Source organism: Neobacillus drentensis (genome assembly GCF_036965425.1).
Taxonomy (GTDB): domain Bacteria; phylum Bacillota; class Bacilli; order Bacillales; family Cytobacillaceae; genus Neobacillus; species Neobacillus drentensis_F.
Map to the genome: position 1 here is coordinate 29,459 of NZ_JBALPP010000100.1, position 18,183 is coordinate 47,641.

General features: G+C 37.5%; 13 protein-coding genes and 1 pseudogene. 5 read left to right on the forward strand and 9 right to left on the reverse strand.

Annotated features, from left to right (window positions below; genetic code table 11):
- Positions 1 to 93 precede the first annotated feature (93 nt).
- From hmpA to V7161_RS22090, 9 genes and pseudogenes are all read right to left on the reverse strand, one after another.
- Entirely contained in the window at positions 94 to 1,383 is a 1,290-nt protein-coding gene (gene hmpA, locus V7161_RS22055) for an NO-inducible flavohemoprotein (protein ID WP_335715005.1), read from the reverse strand.
- Positions 1,384 to 1,895: 512 nt separating this feature from the next.
- The gene (locus V7161_RS30445; RefSeq protein WP_223590896.1) at positions 1,896 to 2,024 is read right to left on the reverse strand and encodes a respiratory nitrate reductase subunit gamma; all 129 of its coding nucleotides are present in this window, start codon (positions 2,022 to 2,024) and stop codon (positions 1,896 to 1,898) included.
- A pseudogene (locus V7161_RS22060) lies at positions 1,994 to 2,374 on the reverse strand (MFS transporter); the annotation flags it as partial. The pseudogene V7161_RS22060 and the gene V7161_RS30445, both read right to left, overlap by 31 nt.
- Positions 2,375 to 2,529: 155 nt before the next feature.
- A complete protein-coding gene (locus V7161_RS22065; protein WP_335715006.1) occupies positions 2,530 to 4,008 on the reverse strand; it encodes a sodium:solute symporter family protein in 1,479 nt (492 codons plus the stop codon).
- Positions 4,008 to 4,205, reverse strand: coding sequence for a DUF3311 domain-containing protein (locus tag V7161_RS22070; RefSeq protein WP_223590053.1), 198 nt, complete (start codon positions 4,203 to 4,205; stop codon positions 4,008 to 4,010). Before V7161_RS22070 ends, V7161_RS22065 begins: the two co-directional genes overlap by 1 nt.
- Positions 4,206 to 4,223: 18 nt before the next feature.
- The gene (locus V7161_RS22075; protein ID WP_335715015.1) at positions 4,224 to 5,393 is read right to left on the reverse strand and encodes a M20 family metallopeptidase; all 1,170 of its coding nucleotides are present in this window, start codon (positions 5,391 to 5,393) and stop codon (positions 4,224 to 4,226) included.
- 226 nt (positions 5,394 to 5,619) lie between these two features.
- Positions 5,620 to 6,918 (reverse strand): hypothetical protein, encoded by a 1,299-nt coding sequence (locus V7161_RS22080; protein WP_335715007.1) that lies wholly within the window; start codon positions 6,916 to 6,918, stop codon positions 5,620 to 5,622.
- Between the two features lie 302 nt (positions 6,919 to 7,220).
- A complete protein-coding gene (locus V7161_RS22085; RefSeq protein WP_335715008.1) occupies positions 7,221 to 11,345 on the reverse strand; it encodes a S8 family serine peptidase in 4,125 nt (1,374 codons plus the stop codon).
- A 291-nt stretch (positions 11,346 to 11,636) separates the two neighbouring features.
- Positions 11,637 to 12,884 carry a helix-turn-helix domain-containing protein gene (locus V7161_RS22090; protein ID WP_335715009.1) on the reverse strand — a complete coding sequence of 416 codons (1,248 nt, stop codon included), beginning with the start codon at positions 12,882 to 12,884 and terminating at the stop codon, positions 11,637 to 11,639.
- A 172-nt stretch (positions 12,885 to 13,056) separates the two neighbouring features.
- On the opposite strand from V7161_RS22090, the gene V7161_RS22095 reads away from it, so the two are divergent.
- The 5 genes from V7161_RS22095 (at position 13,057) to V7161_RS22115 (ending at position 18,133) form a co-directional block, all read left to right on the forward strand.
- The gene (locus tag V7161_RS22095) at positions 13,057 to 13,701 is read left to right on the forward strand and encodes a response regulator transcription factor (protein ID WP_335715016.1); all 645 of its coding nucleotides are present in this window, start codon (positions 13,057 to 13,059) and stop codon (positions 13,699 to 13,701) included.
- A gap of 1 nt (position 13,702) precedes the next feature.
- Entirely contained in the window at positions 13,703 to 14,809 is a 1,107-nt protein-coding gene (locus tag V7161_RS22100; RefSeq protein WP_335715010.1) for a sensor histidine kinase, read from the forward strand.
- A 115-nt stretch (positions 14,810 to 14,924) separates the two neighbouring features.
- Positions 14,925 to 15,863 (forward strand): ABC transporter ATP-binding protein, encoded by a 939-nt coding sequence (locus tag V7161_RS22105; RefSeq protein ID WP_335715011.1) that lies wholly within the window; start codon positions 14,925 to 14,927, stop codon positions 15,861 to 15,863.
- 12 nt (positions 15,864 to 15,875) lie between these two features.
- On the forward strand, positions 15,876 to 16,988 hold the full coding sequence (locus V7161_RS22110) for an ABC transporter permease (protein ID WP_335715012.1): 1,113 nt from the start codon (positions 15,876 to 15,878) through the stop codon (positions 16,986 to 16,988).
- On the forward strand, positions 16,988 to 18,133 hold the full coding sequence (locus V7161_RS22115; RefSeq protein ID WP_335715013.1) for an ABC transporter permease: 1,146 nt from the start codon (positions 16,988 to 16,990) through the stop codon (positions 18,131 to 18,133). Before V7161_RS22110 ends, V7161_RS22115 begins: the two co-directional genes overlap by 1 nt.
- Positions 18,134 to 18,183 lie beyond the last annotated feature (50 nt).

Here is an 18,183-nt window from a genome sequence, read left to right on the forward strand (position 1 = left end):
ATTCCCTTTTGAAACCAATAATACCAATAGATTTTTTGTAAAATTTTATCGCAATAAAGGCAGGAGGATTTAAATTCCTTCTGCCTTTTTGTATTAATCCATATCATCCAATTTACCAAAAGAGCCAAAAAATTCGTAATGGATTTGTTCTTCTGGTACTCCCCACTGCTTTAATGCTTTATTTACTACCTTCATGAAAGGCTCTGGTCCGCAAAAATAAAAATCAGCTTCTTTAGACGGGAAAGTGTGCTGAAGCCATTCTAGATTAAAAAATCCTTCCTTATCGAAATTCCGCATTTCTTTATCTTCTTCTGTTGGTTTCTCATAGATCACGAAGGATTTCAAATTTTTATGTTCTGCAGCCATATCATTCACATGCGTTTTAAAAGCATGCAGCTTACTATTGAGGGAAGCATGAATATAATAAATTTCCCGGCTTGGCTTTTCTTTTACCGTTGCATTTAACATCGACATCATCGGTGTCAATCCAACTCCGCCGCTGATTAATACCAATGGCAGTGTTGACTCCATATTCACATAAAAGTCACCAGCTGGGGCGGTAATCGGAATAATATCTCCTTCCTTTACATGATTGTGCAAATAGGTTGACACAATCCCTGCAGGAACATTTTTACCTTTTGTATCTTCCCGCTTTACGCTTATTCGGTAATAATCTAAACCAGGACGATCTGACAGGCTATATTGCCGTAAATGGGTATACGTTTCACCTGCAATCTCCATTTTAACGGTTATGTATTGCCCTGGTATAAAGCCGGCAATCTCCTTCCCATCTTTCGGTTTTAAGTAAAACGATGTAATAACGTCGCTTTCTTCCACCTTTTTATTGACGACGAAATCACGGAAACCAGCCCATCCACCTGGCATTGCTTCAGTGGTTTTGTACATTTTGTTCTCCATTCTGATGAAAACATTTGCTATCACTCCATAAGCATCTGCCCAAGCATCAATAATTTCACTTGTGGCCGCATCCCCTAATATTTCTTTAATCGCTCCAAGAAGGTTTTCACCGACAATTGGATAATGCTCCGGTTTGATTTGCAAGCTTCTATGTTTTTCTCCGATTCTCTCTAATACAGGCATAATTCTACTAAAATCCTCAATGTTAGCCGCAGCCCCATAAACCGCATCTGCGAGTGCTTTCGGCTGATGGCCTGTAATTTGGTGTGTTTGATTAAATATATTTAAAAGTTCTGGATGCTGCTTGAACAACCTCTTATAAAAAGCTTTCGTAATCGCTTCACCGTGCTCTTTTACGACTGGTAATGTTGCTTTAATAATTTCGAGCTTTTGTGGGTCAAGGGCCTTAACTGTTTTTAAAACCTCTTGCCACGACTGCTTGTCTTCTATTTTTGTAATGGACATCCTTTTAAAACCCCCTTTATTCTACAAAATTTATTTTCTCTATAATGTGGAGTTCTAAATGAGGTATTTTTTGTTAGAGTATTTGAAAAAGATGTGAGATCGGAAAGGTTTCCAATTAAAATCCTAGAAATGTCGTTAGTTTCGAAAATTATGTAGTAAGTGAACGGAAAGAGGTCATAAGTAGCGAAAAAGATGTTGTAAATCTTCTTGAATTGGAGGATTTACCAATTAATATCCAGTAAATGTCGTAAGTTTCAAAAATTATGTAGTAAGTGAACGAAAAGAGGTCATAAGTAGCGAAAAAGATGTATTAAATCTTCTTGAATTTGGGGATTTACCAATTAATATCCAGAAAGTGTCCTAAGTTTAGAAAATCATGTAGTAAGCGAGAGGAAAGAGGTCATAAGTAGGGAAAAAAAAGTGTAGTAAGTCTCAAAAAATTTGCCATAAGTATCGAAGGATATGATAAATAAGAAAATAGAGGAGGTTTCCCCCTCTATCTACTATTTTTTTTAACCGGTTTTTGAGCGGTACTGCTGCGGAGAGCGTGTTGAATAACGCAGTGGAAAACTAAACATATTCACAAGATGGGTAAACGGAATTGCAGCAAATAAGATAAACGAGAAAAATATTTTGGTAATGAAGTGACTCCGATTGAAAAGACAGCTCCCCCCATTCCAAGGACTAAGCCGCCAATGATCAAATCCGCCTTAGAATTTGCCATACTTATATAATAGAGGGGGAAAATTAAAATGATAAAACTGATGAAAAAGATGATTCTTACGCCAAAGTGGTTTGTCCAGTATCCCAAAAGGACACAAATAAGCGAACCTAATATTACGGGAACGGCTGTAACCAAGGCGATTTCATTAGGTGAGAGCGATATTTCTTTTTTTATATGGGGCATTAAGGATGAAATGATCGCCCAGACCATAAATCCAACCACAAGGCTTAGAGATTGAAGTAGCAGTTGCAATTTTTTTAAATTCATAGTCCATTTTCTCCTTTCAATAGGGATGAAAATATTTATGTAAATTCTTTTTAGTTTACGATACTCGCTGTGATTCAAATCCTTTTTTCAAAAATTCGACCTTGCTATTTTGTATCAAAAAAAAGAGAACCCTCTTTTAGGATTCCCTTTTCACGTTACTCAGTCACTGCTTTGGCTTTGAGTTGTGTCAGCGAGATCTTTTTAGTCATCAAACTTACTGCTATCACAACGATTGTGTTTACAAATAGAGCAATAATTCCTACATTCAAATCTTTAATAACTTGAGGTATATGAGGTAAAAGCTGTCCAATCGTTATATTTCCTAAAGACATTATGGATACCAATACTCCTCCGGAAAGGATTCCCGCTAATGCGCCATATTTTGTGACAAAATTTCTCTTCAACAAACTAAAGAAAAACGCAGGTGCCAATTGTGTAATAAAATTATAAGCAATTAATGCAATTCCAAATAGTGAATTTCCTCCTTTAAAGGTAAAATAAAGCCCTAAAAGAGTAATTATTGGAACTAAATATTTCACTATTTTTGCAATCTGTTCCTCTGTTGTAGAAGGAACAAAAACTTGAAAGATGTTTTTTGTCAGTAATGTTGATATAACCATCAATAGCATGGAACTCGGTACTAAGGCTGCTAAAACACCTGTGCCGCCAATTAATCCGACAAACCAAGGATCAAAAGACTCTTTAGAAAGACGGAGCAAAATAAGATCGCTTTCACTTCCTGTTAATCCTGGAATCTGTAATACAGCTGCAAATCCAACAAAAAAGGCAAACAATAATATCAATTGATACAATGGCATAAGGATTGCATTTTTCCGTAAAGCTTTCTCATTTTTGGCTGCAAAGATATTGGGGAACGAATGCGGCCACATATAAAAACCAATCCCGCTTAAAATAACTGTTGAGATATACCATGTGGTGTTCATACCATGATTAGGAAGTACGGTAAAGTTTGATTTTGCTTGTTCGATCGCTTCATACATTGGTTGAATCCCGCCAAAATAGTGAATCGGAAAGTAGACACCTAAAAATACTACGATGCCAAGAATGAGGAAATCCTTCAGAACAGAAGTCCATGCAGCGCCGTGAATACCTGACAACATAACAAAAACAGTTACGCCAATAGCTCCAATCCAAATCGCTATTTTGGAAGATATAACCCCATAAGATGTTGCCTCAACGATATACCCCAACCCTTTTAATTGTAAAACCAAATAACAAATACAAGCGACCACGCCTACTACGGCTACCAGTACTCCAAGATAAGGACTTTGATATTTTTTTACAAAGAAATCTGATTGGGAAATTAATTTATGTTCCTTCGCATATTTCCAAATTGCAGGAAATGACCAGTAAGAGATGACAGTAGCTAGGCAGCCGTATGATACAATACTAAAAATGGCACCTCCATCACTATAAGCCGAACCACTTGCACCTAAAAAAGTAAAGGTCGTATACATTTCACCGGCGGATAAAAGAAAGACAAACAGCGTACCCATTCCACGACCGCCAACAGACCACTGTTCTAAATTCATCTCCTTCCCTTTTCTAGACCAGATACCAATAACGATTGAAACAACGAAAAACAACATGATTAAAAACATGGAAATATTCATTAAAAATCCTCCTTTTGATTCGCAGGATCAAGTTTATAAATAATTCCAAGTATTCCAGTTGTAAGTAAAGACCAGAGGACAACCCAAAAGTGGAAAAATGGCATTCCTAAAACATAAGGAGTCACTCTGTTTGAAAATAAAGCTCCTATCACAAAACCCAAAACCGGAATCAATCCAAGCCAATAGATTTTTTTCATACTCATCCCCCTCGTGTTCTAATTCAATATTTTCAATGTTCCATGAACGAATAACTTTACTCCGAATTGTAATGCTTGCTCATCAATATCAAATTTCGGGTGATGGTGAGGATGAATAATCCCATTTTCTCCGTTACGAGCGCCTATGAAGATATAAGATCCTGGCACCACTTTTTGATAAGCTGAGAAGTCTTCACTCCCCATGATTGGCTTAATATACTCTCTGCTTTTTTCCCCAAACACTTCACAAACCGCTTCATCCAGCAATTTTGTGACTTCTTCATCATTTATGGTAGGCGCATAACCGAACTGATAATCGTATTCATATGTTGCTCCATGCGCTTCTGTAATTCCTTTTACAATGCGTTCGATATAAGTTGGAATCTTTTCCCTCAGATTCGGGTTAAAGCTTCGTACCGATCCTCCAATTCTCACATTACTTGGAATTACATTAATCGCGCTACCCGCATGGAACTGGGTCACAGAAATCACTAGGGTTTCTTGAGCATCGCAATATCTCGAAACAATATGCTGAAGATTTGTTACAATCTGGGTTCCAATGGCAATCGGGTCGATGGTTAGTTCTGGCTGTGAGGCGTGTCCCCCCTTACCCACCACGGAAATCCTAAAAGTGTCAGCCCCTGCCATCATCGGACCGTAACTCAAGCCAATTTTCCCAAAAGGAAGAGTGGACATGAGGTGTGTACCAATTATCATATCTACACCATCAAGGACACCGGCTGCCACCAGCTCTTGCGCACCTCCAGGCGGTAATTCCTCAGCATGCTGAAATAAAAAGCGCACCTCCCCTTTTATTTGATCCTTTACCTGTGTCAAAATCTTTGCCGCTCCAAGCAGCATCGCCGTATGCCCATCATGCCCGCAAGCATGCATCACTCCTGAACTTTGTGAAACAAAATCAAAATCATTCTCTTCTTCAATTGGAAGCGCATCCATATCTGCCCGCAGTACAATGACCTTCCCTGGTTGCTGACCAATTAAGCGGGCCATAACACTTGTTTTTGTCGGGCGTATAATCTCTAAATCACCAAAAGTTTGAAGTGTTTCATAAACGAATTGTGCTGTTTTTTCTTCCTGAAAAGACAGCTCTGGATATTTATGTAAATATCTTCGCCATCCAATTACTTCGTCTTTAACCTCCTCAATTAATTCATGAATCATTTTCATTTGTAACAACTCATTCAACTCCTTCTTTATACAACCTACTAAACTAATTTAGGATACTTTAAGGAAAAAATTCCTTAAATAGAGTATATTATTTCGAGTCATCCATTTCAATAATTTTTAGAAATTTCTTAATAAAAAAATTTAATTTCAATTAGAGTTTTTCTTTTTGCCCCTAAATTTGCTAATTTATTCAGACAAAAAAAATGAGCACCCATATCATAGGTGCTCATAACAATCGATAAATTTTACTTGGTCTTCCACGTGTAGAATAGGCTTCTTGACCTATGGATTGTGCTAGCTCAACTTCGCACATATCCGCAACAATACGCCGGACATTCCGCTCTGTCATCTCAAGCTGAGTGGCTAAGTCCTTTGTGGTAAAATCGTTCCACCCCATTTTTTGGATGATGGCCAAGATTTTTTTATAGGTTTTTACACTGATATTCCCTTTTTTTAACTTCTCAATAAGGATTTCATTTTGGGTTCGGCTCGAATATTGCAGTTCTTCTTTATTGCCAGGTGATTCCACAATCTTACCATCATCTTGAACAATCACAATTTCGCGTTTTTTCATTTCCTTGGAATGGTGAATGGCACGATAAGCATTGATTTCCGCCGAATAGGCAGTCTCGCCAAAGCCAATTCCAACCGCCACGGTAGTATCGGCCTCGAAGGCTAATTTCTGAACGGTTGCTTCGAGCGTATTAATTTCTCGTTCAAGAGCGCCGCGAGAACTAATAATCATGTATCTTCCGTTTCCTTTTTCTGAAAAAGATCCATTAATTTTTTCAGTTAATTGAATCAACATTTCTTTTAGCCGGAGCTCCAAATACTGCAAATGGTACGGGGTCTTCATTTCCTCTGCCACTTTGCTAAAAAATTCGACTTCGATGATTTCAACTCCGATTTGTGTGTCTTTAAAGTAGGAGGCCTTTACTTTTTCAGCTAGAATCCGAAGCGTTTGTCGTATTTCCATTGTACTCATAGACATTCTGTAGGCTGGAATTCCTTTTTCCCTTAACGCTTCGCATACGGACGGAAAACAAGATAAAGCGCCATCTGTCTTTCCCTGATTCCATAAATCTAAATGAAATTGCTGCAATTCATTCGTATCAACATCTAAATCAAAGACCTTTGTATAAAATTTTGGGGTTTTTATATTTAACTGTGACAATGCTTCTTCACTAATATTGTTTAAATGCATGGTATCGATACTTAGCTTCTCAATGATTTTCCCATGTTCATAAATCAGCTCTATAAATGATCGATAAAAACCTGATTCCGTGGCAGGAACATTGACCATTTTCTTATCGGTTCCTAATATTTCTTTAGCAATTTCATAAGGTAGGGGACCAGAAAAAAGCCATGTTTGCATGTTTTGATCATGTTTTTTTACAATGGATTCTACCTCTTCGATATTTTCATAGGGAAAAGGAAAGAATTCCATCTCATGTTTATATTCTTCTGCCAAGTTGAGAATGATTTCTACAGAAGTTTTTAGTCCGACTAACCCGATTTTATACATTATGTTTTCAACTTCCTTTATCACAAATATTACGCTAGAATCCTATACTTAAAATCATTATAGTCGGTTTGAGCGGTTAACTGTCAAGTATGGGCATGTTTAAAACAAAAACGCTATCCTTTGCATTATTATACAGAAAGAATAGCGTCATTATTTATGATCATTATTTTTCAGCATGATTCAAGGTTGAATGCCTCTCCCCCATAAAAATATTTTCTCTATAATTCTATGAATCTATAATTTTATTAATCAGGGGAGTTACCTCCCCTTTTTTTCAACGGAACCTGCTGTAAAAGAGACTGTTATAATCCTAATTCTTTTAAAATACTATCTAAAGTAGCACCTTTATAAGAATTTTTGGCTTTTGGAGTATCTGCTACCGTAGGATTTTGTAATCCAAAGTTTTTGATGATATAATTCATGTCTTTACCATCCACCACTTTATCAAAGTTAAAGTCTGTTGTTGGATTGTCAGTACCCCAATTTTTCTGTACGGCAATAGCGTCTAAAATATCAATGACATCGTCCTTATTGGCATCACCGGCTGCTGCTGTTGATAAATTGATTCGTAAAAACTTCCCTACTGTTTCTCCTCGAACCTCATTTGATAATTCGAATTGCTTGTGCATCGTAAAGTGGCCAGGGACATCTACCACAATGGAATAAGGATTTGTTTCTGCTTTTAATCCATCTGCGCTGTATTTGCCGTCTTTAGATAGGATAGGAGCGTCCACGATGGTTTTGCCATCAAAGGAAGAAACTGTTACTTTTGCGCCAATTTTACTTTGATCTAGTGAGTAAATGGTTTCTCCTGTAGCAGGGTTTTTCGCCCCTTCTACTTGAACGAATCCATCTAATTTGGAAATGGTTGATTTTGTCATATAACTTTCCATATAGGCGTACACATTTTTCGTCTCAACATTCGATTGATCAATGGTGGAGGCACTCATTGAATTCCAGTCGAACGGCACATTTCTTGTATACTTGTTTAATGTCTTTAAATCGAAATTAAATAACGGTAAATCTTCTGGTAAAGCTTCAGTTCCTAAATAGGTAAAGGTTAGGGTGTAGTTCATTCTCGCTCCAGAAGGTGCAGATGTTACCAAAACTTGGGCATCTCCGTATTGTTTAACTGCATCATTAACTACAACATTTTCTATTTCAGCTAGATTTGAATCTATAGGTAACGTAATTTTAGTTGTTTTTAAATTTTTCACATTGTTGGAACGAACCGTATAATTGACAGAATCACCTGTAGTGACAGTTTTCTTAGTCGCCTTTAAATAGTAGTAAGGCAATTTATGGTCGACAAACACGACTCTTAGCATGTTGGTAGCATCTGCTGTAAAGTTACCCGCTGCATCCATCCCATAAAACTGAACCTTTAATGGTGAATCTTGCTTTCTTACTAAAATTTGATCCGTGTAATTTCCGTCTTTATCAGTCTTAATCGGATTCGCTGGAAACGGACTATTATAAAAGGAAACAACAGAATTACTAGATTGATCTAATTGACTGCCAAACTGTTTTGCTTCTTCCACTTCAGAATCGTTCAAATTAATGTCAAAGTCATATAAAAATTGTCCATTTGCATCAAATTGGCTATCAGTATATTCAATTACCTTTTGGTCTAATTGATCAAAGCTGGACTTCATTGTTGGTGCGCCAAGTTCATAGATGAAATCCGATGCAGCTGTAAAGGTTTGTCCCTGCTCATTCGTGCCGACCAATTTCAACTGATAATGACCCGTTTTGGCGAATGCCGGTTCACTGCTGATTGGATTTTTCGCATCACCAGTAAATGGATAGTAAAGGGTGCTAAATCCTCTTCCAATAAAATACGATTGGTTATCATTGATAAGAATTGGATCAAATGATCCCACTAACCCTAGATCTTTACCTGTTTTTGGATCATGTAATACAACATCTAAGGTTTTCATATGTGATTTTAATGAGAAATCAAAACCAAGAAATGGAAATGAATTGGCTGGCCAAGCTGTATCATTAGAAAATACAGGTTTATCTACTTTAAACGTATCAATGCCTTCCTCGACAACACGCACACCAAATGGAATTTGATAGGTTTCAGAAGGATCTTTTTGGTTGGTATATACGATATAACCTTCATAAACGCCCATTTCCGCTGTTTTTGGAATAAAAAGTGAAACATTTCTAGTAACCTGGCTGTTAGCCGGAACTTTAATAAACTCGTCTGTCTTCACAACTACACCATTCTTTTCTGCATCAATAGAACCAATTACATCTTTTTGGAAGGCTACACTTACATTAAAAATTTTGTCATCTGTTCCCTTGTTTTCTATTGTCACTTCACGAGAATCTTTCATATCTTTCCCGCTGTAAGCAAACTTGCCAAAACTGATGGCACCTGTTTTTTCCTTTATTTGCTTTTCTTTGCCATTTGTGATTGTTGGCGTTTTATCTTTCACTTTGATTTCAATCGAGGAGTGGATCGCCTCATAAGGATCGACACGCCCTGCACCTTGCTCAAATACGCTATAAGGCTTGCTTAACGAATCAGCTGTATTCATCAAGATCGCTTTTACATCCTCTGGCGAAAGTTTTGGATTTGCCTGCAATAATAAGGCTGCAACGCCGGATGTGAATGGAGTTGCCATCGATGTTCCTGACATCCGCTGATACGCCAAGGTGTAATTATTCGGTTCATTTGGACTATTAATAAAGCTTGGAACAGTCGATAAAACACTCACACCTGGTGCTGTGATTTCCGGTTTAATATCATACGTCAGACGGGATGGTCCGCGGGAACTGAAGTCAGCCAGCGTATCTCCCTCTGTTTTCATTCCATTCATGTCTGTATAAGTGAAGAAGTCAGAGCCTGATTGAATTTTTTGTTTCAACGCCAGTCCGTCGGCATTTGTTAAAGAGAAGGATGGAATGAAATTGATTCCTTCACCGAGGTATGCAGGAATATGACCCTCTGCCGCATTATCATTGTACATCAGAACCCCAGCTGCTCCCAGCGACTTGGCATAAGCAATTTTAGAGTCCAATGTATAAACTCCCCGGCTGATGAGGACGATTTTCCCTTTTACATATTTTCCCTTATATCCGTTTGGATCTCCTAGTCCTGCGTCTACAATGGGATACGTTTGTCCTTTTAATTTTGTAATGTCATCTGTGAATCCCCTTGCCATGAAGCGTAAATCCGCAGTTACACTGTCGATGGATCCCTTGGCAGACACAGTCGTAATCGGGACACTGCTTGCCCCTACAGTCAAAGCTAGAGAAGCAGCTCCAGGAGATCCGACTGTGTACATCTTGTTTCCTGCGTTCCCTGCTGCTACGACTGCAGTAATGCCGCTTAGGACAGCGTTATTAATGGCGATACTTGTCGGATACATCGGGTCATTGTAGTCTGCTCCTAACGAGAGGTTCATGACGTCCATGCCATCTCTTACTGCTTGATCAATGGCCGCGATGATATCGTCCACTGTTCCGCTTCCTCCTGGACCAAGCACACGATACGCATATAAATCTGCATCGGGAGCGATTCCTGTTGTGGCGTATTCACTCTCATTTTTTCCTTGACCGGCAATCGTACCCGAAACGTGGGTTCCGTGTTCTGTTATATAGGCTGCTGCATTCCCGCCCGGCTTTCCGGCTTTTACCCAGTCGGCATAGGTGGTTTCCATCGGATCATTGTCATTGTCAACAAAATCGTAGCCGCCTTTATAGGCGTCCTTCAAGTCCGGGTGATTGTAATCAATTCCGGTATCCAAAACCGCAACCTTAATTCCTTTACCTGTATAACCTTCTTGATGTAATTGATCTACTTTTAGGAAAGAACGCTCATCGGCCATTCCTTGACCTTTCGTTTCTTTTACTGGAGGCTCTGAAGTCACGGTGGAATCACTGTAGATCGCATGGACTGCGTCTGATTTTAATAGTTCGTTAAGCTTGTTTGCAGGTACATCCAATGCGACTCCGTTGAAGGCATGTTTATATTGACGTTTCACTTTGTATGAACCATTTGCTTTATCTTTAAAAATGGAGTTTAAATCATTTTGGAATGTCGAATGATCCGCTTCTGCCTTGCTTTTTGCTTTATCAACAGAAAGGTTTTCTCCTTTTATTGCCGCTTCTAATACCGCCACTTTATCGGGCTTATTTTTAAATGCAACAATAACCGGGACTGTTTGATCGCTCTCTAAATTTACTGTTGAATTTAGTAATAGCCCAGATTGACTATCGGTGGAAAGCTTTTCTAATGCTTGTCTTTGTTCTGGGGTTAAATTGGCTAAAATTGATTCCGCATTAGATGTTGCGACAGCAAGCACTTTTGATTGCATACTTAGATATGGAGTTGCTGGAGTGCTAGAAATCAAACCAACGCCTAATGTAAGGGCTGTAGCTTTTTTAAGGAACTTCTTTTTGGTAAGTTTCATCCTTTACTTCCCTTCCTTTTCTTGATAAATTGATAGAATATTTTCTCTATTAATTTAAATAGTACGGGGACTGCATGCGGAAGTAAATTGGGGTTATTGAGGCTAAGGAAAAGCGTAAAACTACGCAAAATCGAGCATCGTTCCCCTAAATATATGACATTTTCCAACTTGGATTTTGAATTTTGGAAAACCTTAACCAAAAAACCAGGATAATAGTCATGTTTTTATTTATTTGAATTACCCCAAATTTAAGTAAGTTAAATATAAGTTAAAATGAAAACACCTTCCTATTCAGGAAGGTGTTTCATAGCTCATTTTGCTTTGCATGTAGGATTGGGCAAGATCCAAAGCTTTTTGTGTCTCACCCTTTTGGTTAAAATATTGAAACAGTTTTTTTTCATAGTGTTCAATTAAGGTTGTGAAACCAATATTTTTTAAATGAGGCAGGACAGTTGTTTCGATTAGCTTATAGTATTGATCGTCTTCCTGATTCAGTTGAAACAGCTGTAATTGAAAGGGAATCCACAAATCTGATTTTGAAGATTTTGCTAAATTCAATCCTTTTTTTGCAAGTTCCATTAATTTCTCATTCGAAATTAAGTTCCCTTTGAGATTTGAACTGATCATTCCATTTAAGCTAAGTAAATAATGAGGGGTTTTTTCATCAACCAGATTAATGGCTTTTTTGAAATAATCTGTGGATTCTTTATACTCTTTTCTCCTGTAGAGGTCAAAGGCCAGATTATGATATAACTTGGATTTACGCTCTTTATCATTAATGGCGTCACAAGTTCGTATTAGTTGGTCGTACCGTTCCTTCGTCTCGTTAATATCATGATGTTCTTTTGAGTTTAATTGGATAAGCATCATCATCTCTGTATCAATAATTCGCTTAATATTTAACGTTTTTTTGAAATAATCAAGAACTTTTTCCGCATAGTAATAGGAAATAATATTCGCATTAACTGTATGGTAGGCAAGAGACAAATGGTAATAATATTCAAAATGATGATAGTGACTTTGATCGATCGATATTAATATTTGAATGCAATCTCGATATTTCCCCGTAAGAAAATAGTAGATTCCTTGGACATGTCTAAACATATTTCGATCTTGCGGAGAGAATACTGTCTCATTTTTTTGCAGGCCTTGAATAATCACCTTTGCTGCATTTAATTTGTGATGGGATAGATAATATCTCACAGATAGTAATTGATAGAAAACATTAAAATCCTGTAGTTGAATCAAGTTTTCTTTTTCGATTTCGCTTTTCAATTTTTCTGATTCCTGGTTGTTTTGCATCACGAGGGCATCGTGCCAAAGCCTTAGTTTCAGTTGAAGGTTTTCATATCTGTCCGTTTCTTCTTCTAGGCAGATATTTAATCTTTTTGACAATAAGTATGTAATTTCCCCTGAGTATTCCGTAATATCTCTTTCTATCTTGCTTAAATGTGTTACAGAGCAAATTCCTTCACAAAGCTGACCTTGAGTCAAGCCTGCTTTTTCGCGATAAAATTTGATAATTCTCCCATCAATCATTCATGCACCTCAAGTTGGATTTTAACAATAATTATGGATTGCTCGTTATATTTTACAATAAATATCGGTATTGTAATAGACAAATATAGAATGTGGAAATTTTACATAGCAAGATTACCGGCTTCCCTAAAATGCGTTATAATGGAGAAAAAAGGAAGTGACCGGCGGGGATATGGCTCCAAAAATTAAATTGATTATTGCCGATGATAATTCATTTATCCGGGAAGGCTTAAAAATTATTTTTAATACATATGAAGAATTTGAAGTGTTGGATACGGTGAATGATGGAAAAGAAGCTTTGGAATATTGCATAAAGCATGAAGTGGATATTGCCTTACTGGATGTACGCATGCCGAATATGAATGGTGTGGAAGCAACGAAGCTCATCAGCGAACAAACGAAAACAAAACCGATCATTATAACGACCTTTGATGATGATGAGTACATATTAGATGCTATCAAAAATGGAGCAAAAGGGTACTTACTGAAAAATAATGATCCTGAACGGATTCGCGATGCAATCAAAAGCGTCATGAATGGGAATAGCATTATTCAGGATGTTGTTTTAGAAAAAATTAAATCAAACTTAACGGAGAAAAAAGAAACGGAAACAAAAATTGATCCCACTTTGTTTACAGAAAGAGAACGGGAAATCATGTCTCTAATAGCCAAGGGCTATTCAAACAAAGCCATTTCCAAGCAATTATTTATATCTGAAGGAACTGTCGCCAATTACATCACTTCTATATTAGGGAAAACAGGACTCGAGCATCGAACACAAATTGCCATTTACTATATTACTGGGAAAGTAGAATAAGATGGATTTTTGGATTATTTTTTGCAAGCTCGCTTTATTAATTTTTATAGCCTTTACTTGTGTCAGGGCTGACATTAGTCATATTTCATGGGTTGTTTTTGCTATTCTGCTTTATTTCTGTTTGAATATCACTCTAACTATCTTTAAAAGGATTTCAATAAAAAGAATCCTGCTGTTACTCTCAATCGGGATATCGATTACATCCTATTTCGAGATAAATTCGTTGTTTATTTTACTTTTACCGTTAGCCCTGATTGAATTGACAGCTGATTTTTTCAATAAAAAAGTAATCATCCTGCTTATTTCCATTGTCCCTATCATAAACATTAATGAAACACTACAGCCCCTTTATGGATTAGTGGCGATTTTTTGTTTCATGATTTTTACCATTACATCAGTGTATAGGGATCGACTGTTAAAAGATGAAAAACAAATGGATTCAATGAGAAAAACACTTCAAAAAATGACCAAAAACCTAAATGAGAATACAGAATACATTCGACAGTCGGAATACACCTTTAAATTAGAAGAACGAAATCGAATCTCACAGGAAATCCACGATAAAATCGGACACTCCATTACGGGGGCACTTTTTCAAATGGAAGCAGCCAAGCGGTTAATCGAAACTGACAAACTCAAAGCAACAGAGCTGCTGCAAAATGCCATTAATATTTCCAAGGATGGGATTGAAAACATTCGATTGACACTAAAAAATATGAAACCTCCTTCTGAACAGGTGGGGATTCATCGGATCAAGCTGATGATTGACGAATTTGCCACAAAACATCAATTTAAAACAGTCCTGACTCATGATGGCAATTTAGATATCATTACCCCGATTCAATGGAAAATCATCCATGAAAATATCACAGAAGCTTTAACCAACACTATGAAATATTCCAATGCAACGCTCGTTTCAGTTGAATTGAAAGTGTTAAACAAAATGATTAGAGTAGAAATTAAGGACAATGGTTCCGGTGCGGTTAAAATTAAAAAAGGGCTTGGTATCATCGGGATGGAGGAACGTACTGCTTCCGTGAACGGGAAAATTATTGTCGATGGAACCCGCGGATTTTCTGTCACCACCCTCCTCCCCATTCATTCATGAAAAACTCACGCAAACAATATGAATAATCTCATGTGAAAAGAATGAACGATTGCACTTATCTCCGTTCATTCTTTTTTTTATACTTAAACCATACAAACGATTTAGGGGTGAAAACATGAACGTATTAGAAATTAAAAATTTAACCAAAAAATTCAGTGATTTTATTGCTGTCGATAATATGTCTTTAATGGTTGCCGAGGGAGAAATATTTGGTTTCCTGGGTGCTAATGGCGCAGGAAAAAGTACCACCATCAATATGATTGCCGGCCTTTTGCGTAGTAATGAAGGTGCCATCAATATTCTTGGTAAAAATGCTGCCAAAAACAGCCGTTTTGCCAAAATGAACATTGGGATGGTTCCTCAAGATTTAGCGATCTATGAAGACATGACCGCCTATGAAAATGTGAAATTCTTTGCTGGACTCTATGGCCTGCGGGGTCAGGAACTAAATGAAAGAGTGGAAGAAGCGCTGGAGTTCGTCGGTCTTCAGGATAAACATAAAAGTTATCCCAATAGTTTTTCGGGCGGTATGAAACGAAGGCTGAATATTGCCTGTGCCATTGCTCACCGTCCAAAACTGATCATTATGGATGAACCAACGGTTGGAATTGATCCACAATCACGGAATTATATCTTAAATTCCGTTCGAAAATTAAATGAAATGGGATGCACCATTATTTATACCAGTCACTATATGGAGGAAGTCGAAGAAATCTGTTCTCGCATTGCCATCATTGACCATGGCAAGATCATTGCTGAAGGTACAAAGGAACAGTTAAAATCCATCATCACCAATACGAAGGATTTATGGATTGAAGTCAAATCAACGGAAAATGTAAATGTGGAGTCCATAAAAGCAATCAATGGTGTGGAAGCCGTGCAGGTTGATGAAAATCTTATCAAAATAAATTCGGACACCGGCGTTAATAATCTTAATAAAATCATTGAGCATTTTATCAATAGTCATATTGAAATCCGCTCCCTTCAAGAAAAAGCGCCGAACTTAGAGACTGTTTTCTTAACATTAACAGGGAGAAATCTGCGTGACCAATAAGGGGGATTTACTTTGAACATATTGAATATTGCTTGGAAAGGAATTAAAACGGACTTCCGGGATACTAGGACCTTGTTTTTTATGCTCGCTTTTCCGGTCGTGCTGATGCTTGTACTCGGATCTGCCTTATCGAATACCTTTAAGGATGGCCTTCCCGTGGATGACATTCATGTTTTATATCAAGATACTTCACATAGTGAAAATTTTAATCAATTTATCAGTGCAGCCGAAAAATCTGGGATTCAATTTCAAAAAGTGACCGAAAACATCAATCCCAAAAATGAAGTAAGACAAGGTAAATATGATGGATATGTAGAAGTGACACAACGGGGTTTACAACTGTATGTTAATAACGGGAACAGCATCGAAGGGAATATCCTTCAAGGAATGTTCACTTCCTATGTTGATAAATACAATATTGCTTCAGAGATTATGAAGGTTGCCCCTGAGAAGCTGGCAAGTGCCTTTACTCACGAACAGAAGAATGATTTTATTAAGGAAACATCCATTCTTCCAAATAAACAGCCTGGTTCGATGGATTATTATGCGATAGTGATTACAACGATGATTGTCCTATATGGAGCGATGTCGTCAAGTTCTTTAATTATCAGTGAAAGGGTCAGAAAAACGGCAGATCGTTTAATTGCCTCACCTGTGAGAAAAAGTGAAATTTTTATCGGGAAAGTCTTAGGGAGTCTTGTAAGCAATACCATATGTGTCCTATTAGTCATTTTGTTTAGCAAACTATTTTTTAAAGCGAATTGGGGCGATCATTTAGGGATGGTTATCCTCGTCTTGCTGACAGAAATCATCTTTGCCGTAAGCATGGGAATTGGACTCAGCTTTTTGACGAAAACAAGTGCGGCTCCAAGAATTATCATCATGCTGTTTGTCCAGTTAGCGTCATTTTTCGGTGGAGCCTATTTTAAAATTGATAATCCGGAAGGAATCTTTAAGATTATAACGGATCTCTCTCCCCTTACCTGGGTAAATTCAGCCATTACCAAAATGATTTATGCAAATGACCTTTCAGCAGCCATTCCTGCAGTGACCATCCATTTGACTGGAGCACTCATATTCTTACTTGTGGCTGTCATCTCTTTACAAAAACGGGAGGGATTATAATGAAGGATATCCTCTGGTTAATTCAAAATACGCTAAGTGTAACGTTCCGAAAAAAGAAAAATATTATTTTATATCTTTGTATGCCATTAATTGGTATCTTTATTTCTCTGCTCGTGTATGGCGGGGACCAAAAAGCACTCCTGCATGTCGGAATTGTTAACCAGGACAATAGTGAAATCGCATCCGATACAATCAAATTTCTAAAAGGCTTGGAAAATGTTAAAGTTGTAGAAATTCCAAATGCAAAGACAAAAGATAAAATCATTTCCGGCGATGTGGATAGTGTCATTACCTTTGAAAAAGGGTATTCAGAAAGTGTATTATCCGGTAATCCTGGGCATATCCAGATCACTTCGATTAAGGGAGCTCAAATCACTGGATTTGTTAAATCCTATTTATATCAATATGTCGATAATATTTCGAAGATTGGTATTGCCGCTGCTGGAAATCAACAAACTTTTAAGCAGATGTATCAGGATTTTCAACAGACCAACTACAAGCTGACTACTCATTCCTTAGAGGATACATCCAAAAACAAGAATATGACTAATCAAACGATTGGCTTCCTAATCATGATCATGCTTATGTCTGCAGGAAATATGTCAGAGATTATTCTTCTTGACAAAGAAAACAGAACCTATTTCCGTTTGCTTTCGACCCCCATAAATGCAAGAAAATATTTATTAGCGAATGTCTCAGTGAACATGATTATTATGACGATTCAGGTTCTCATCACGTTAACGATCATGAAAATCCTTTTTAATATCGGCATTAACATGTCATTTTGGCAGGCAGCGTTCGTGATGATTCTATTTTCATTTATTTCAGTAGGGCTCAATTTAGTGATTGTTGCATTTTCAAATAGCCGGAGTGCCGCAGGAGCGATGCAAAATTTGATTATTACCCCGACGGTTATGATATCCGGTTGCTTCTGGCCGGTCGAAGTAATGCCAAAAACGCTGCAAAAAATAGCTGACTTCCTGCCGCAGCGCTGGACCTTGGCTACCCTGACAAAACTGCAAGAAGGAAGCTCCTTTAGCAGTTTATCATTAAATTTTATGATTCTGATTGCTTTTGCGGCTGCCTTTTTCCTTATCGCCGTTTATAGGTTCAGCAGAAATAATTCTACTCAGAACTTTGTGTGAAAAAAGCCTGTTCCTTTCTTAGGAACAGGCTTCAGACTGTCGACAAATTC

What these genes read in the sequence shown, in the direction of transcription:
- V7161_RS22085 (WP_335715008.1), bottom strand. Translation starts at nt 11,345, where the DNA reads ATGAAACTTACCAAAAAGAAGTTCCTTAAAAAAGCTACAGCCCTTACA.
- V7161_RS22095 (WP_335715016.1), top strand. Translation starts at nt 13,057, where the DNA reads ATGGCTCCAAAAATTAAATTGATTATTGCCGATGATAATTCATTTATC.
- V7161_RS22090 (WP_335715009.1), bottom strand. Translation starts at nt 12,884, where the DNA reads ATGATTGATGGGAGAATTATCAAATTTTATCGCGAAAAAGCAGGCTTG.
- V7161_RS22065 (WP_335715006.1), bottom strand. Translation starts at nt 4,008, where the DNA reads ATGAATATTTCCATGTTTTTAATCATGTTGTTTTTCGTTGTTTCAATC.
- V7161_RS22105 (WP_335715011.1), top strand. Translation starts at nt 14,925, where the DNA reads ATGAACGTATTAGAAATTAAAAATTTAACCAAAAAATTCAGTGATTTT.
- hmpA (WP_335715005.1), bottom strand. Translation starts at nt 1,383, where the DNA reads ATGTCCATTACAAAAATAGAAGACAAGCAGTCGTGGCAAGAGGTTTTA.
- V7161_RS22075 (WP_335715015.1), bottom strand. Translation starts at nt 5,393, where the DNA reads ATGAAAATGATTCATGAATTAATTGAGGAGGTTAAAGACGAAGTAATT.
- V7161_RS22115 (WP_335715013.1), top strand. Translation starts at nt 16,988, where the DNA reads ATGAAGGATATCCTCTGGTTAATTCAAAATACGCTAAGTGTAACGTTC.
- V7161_RS22080 (WP_335715007.1), bottom strand. Translation starts at nt 6,918, where the DNA reads ATGTATAAAATCGGGTTAGTCGGACTAAAAACTTCTGTAGAAATCATT.
- V7161_RS22070 (WP_223590053.1), bottom strand. Translation starts at nt 4,205, where the DNA reads ATGAAAAAAATCTATTGGCTTGGATTGATTCCGGTTTTGGGTTTTGTG.
- V7161_RS22100 (WP_335715010.1), top strand. Translation starts at nt 13,703, where the DNA reads ATGGATTTTTGGATTATTTTTTGCAAGCTCGCTTTATTAATTTTTATA.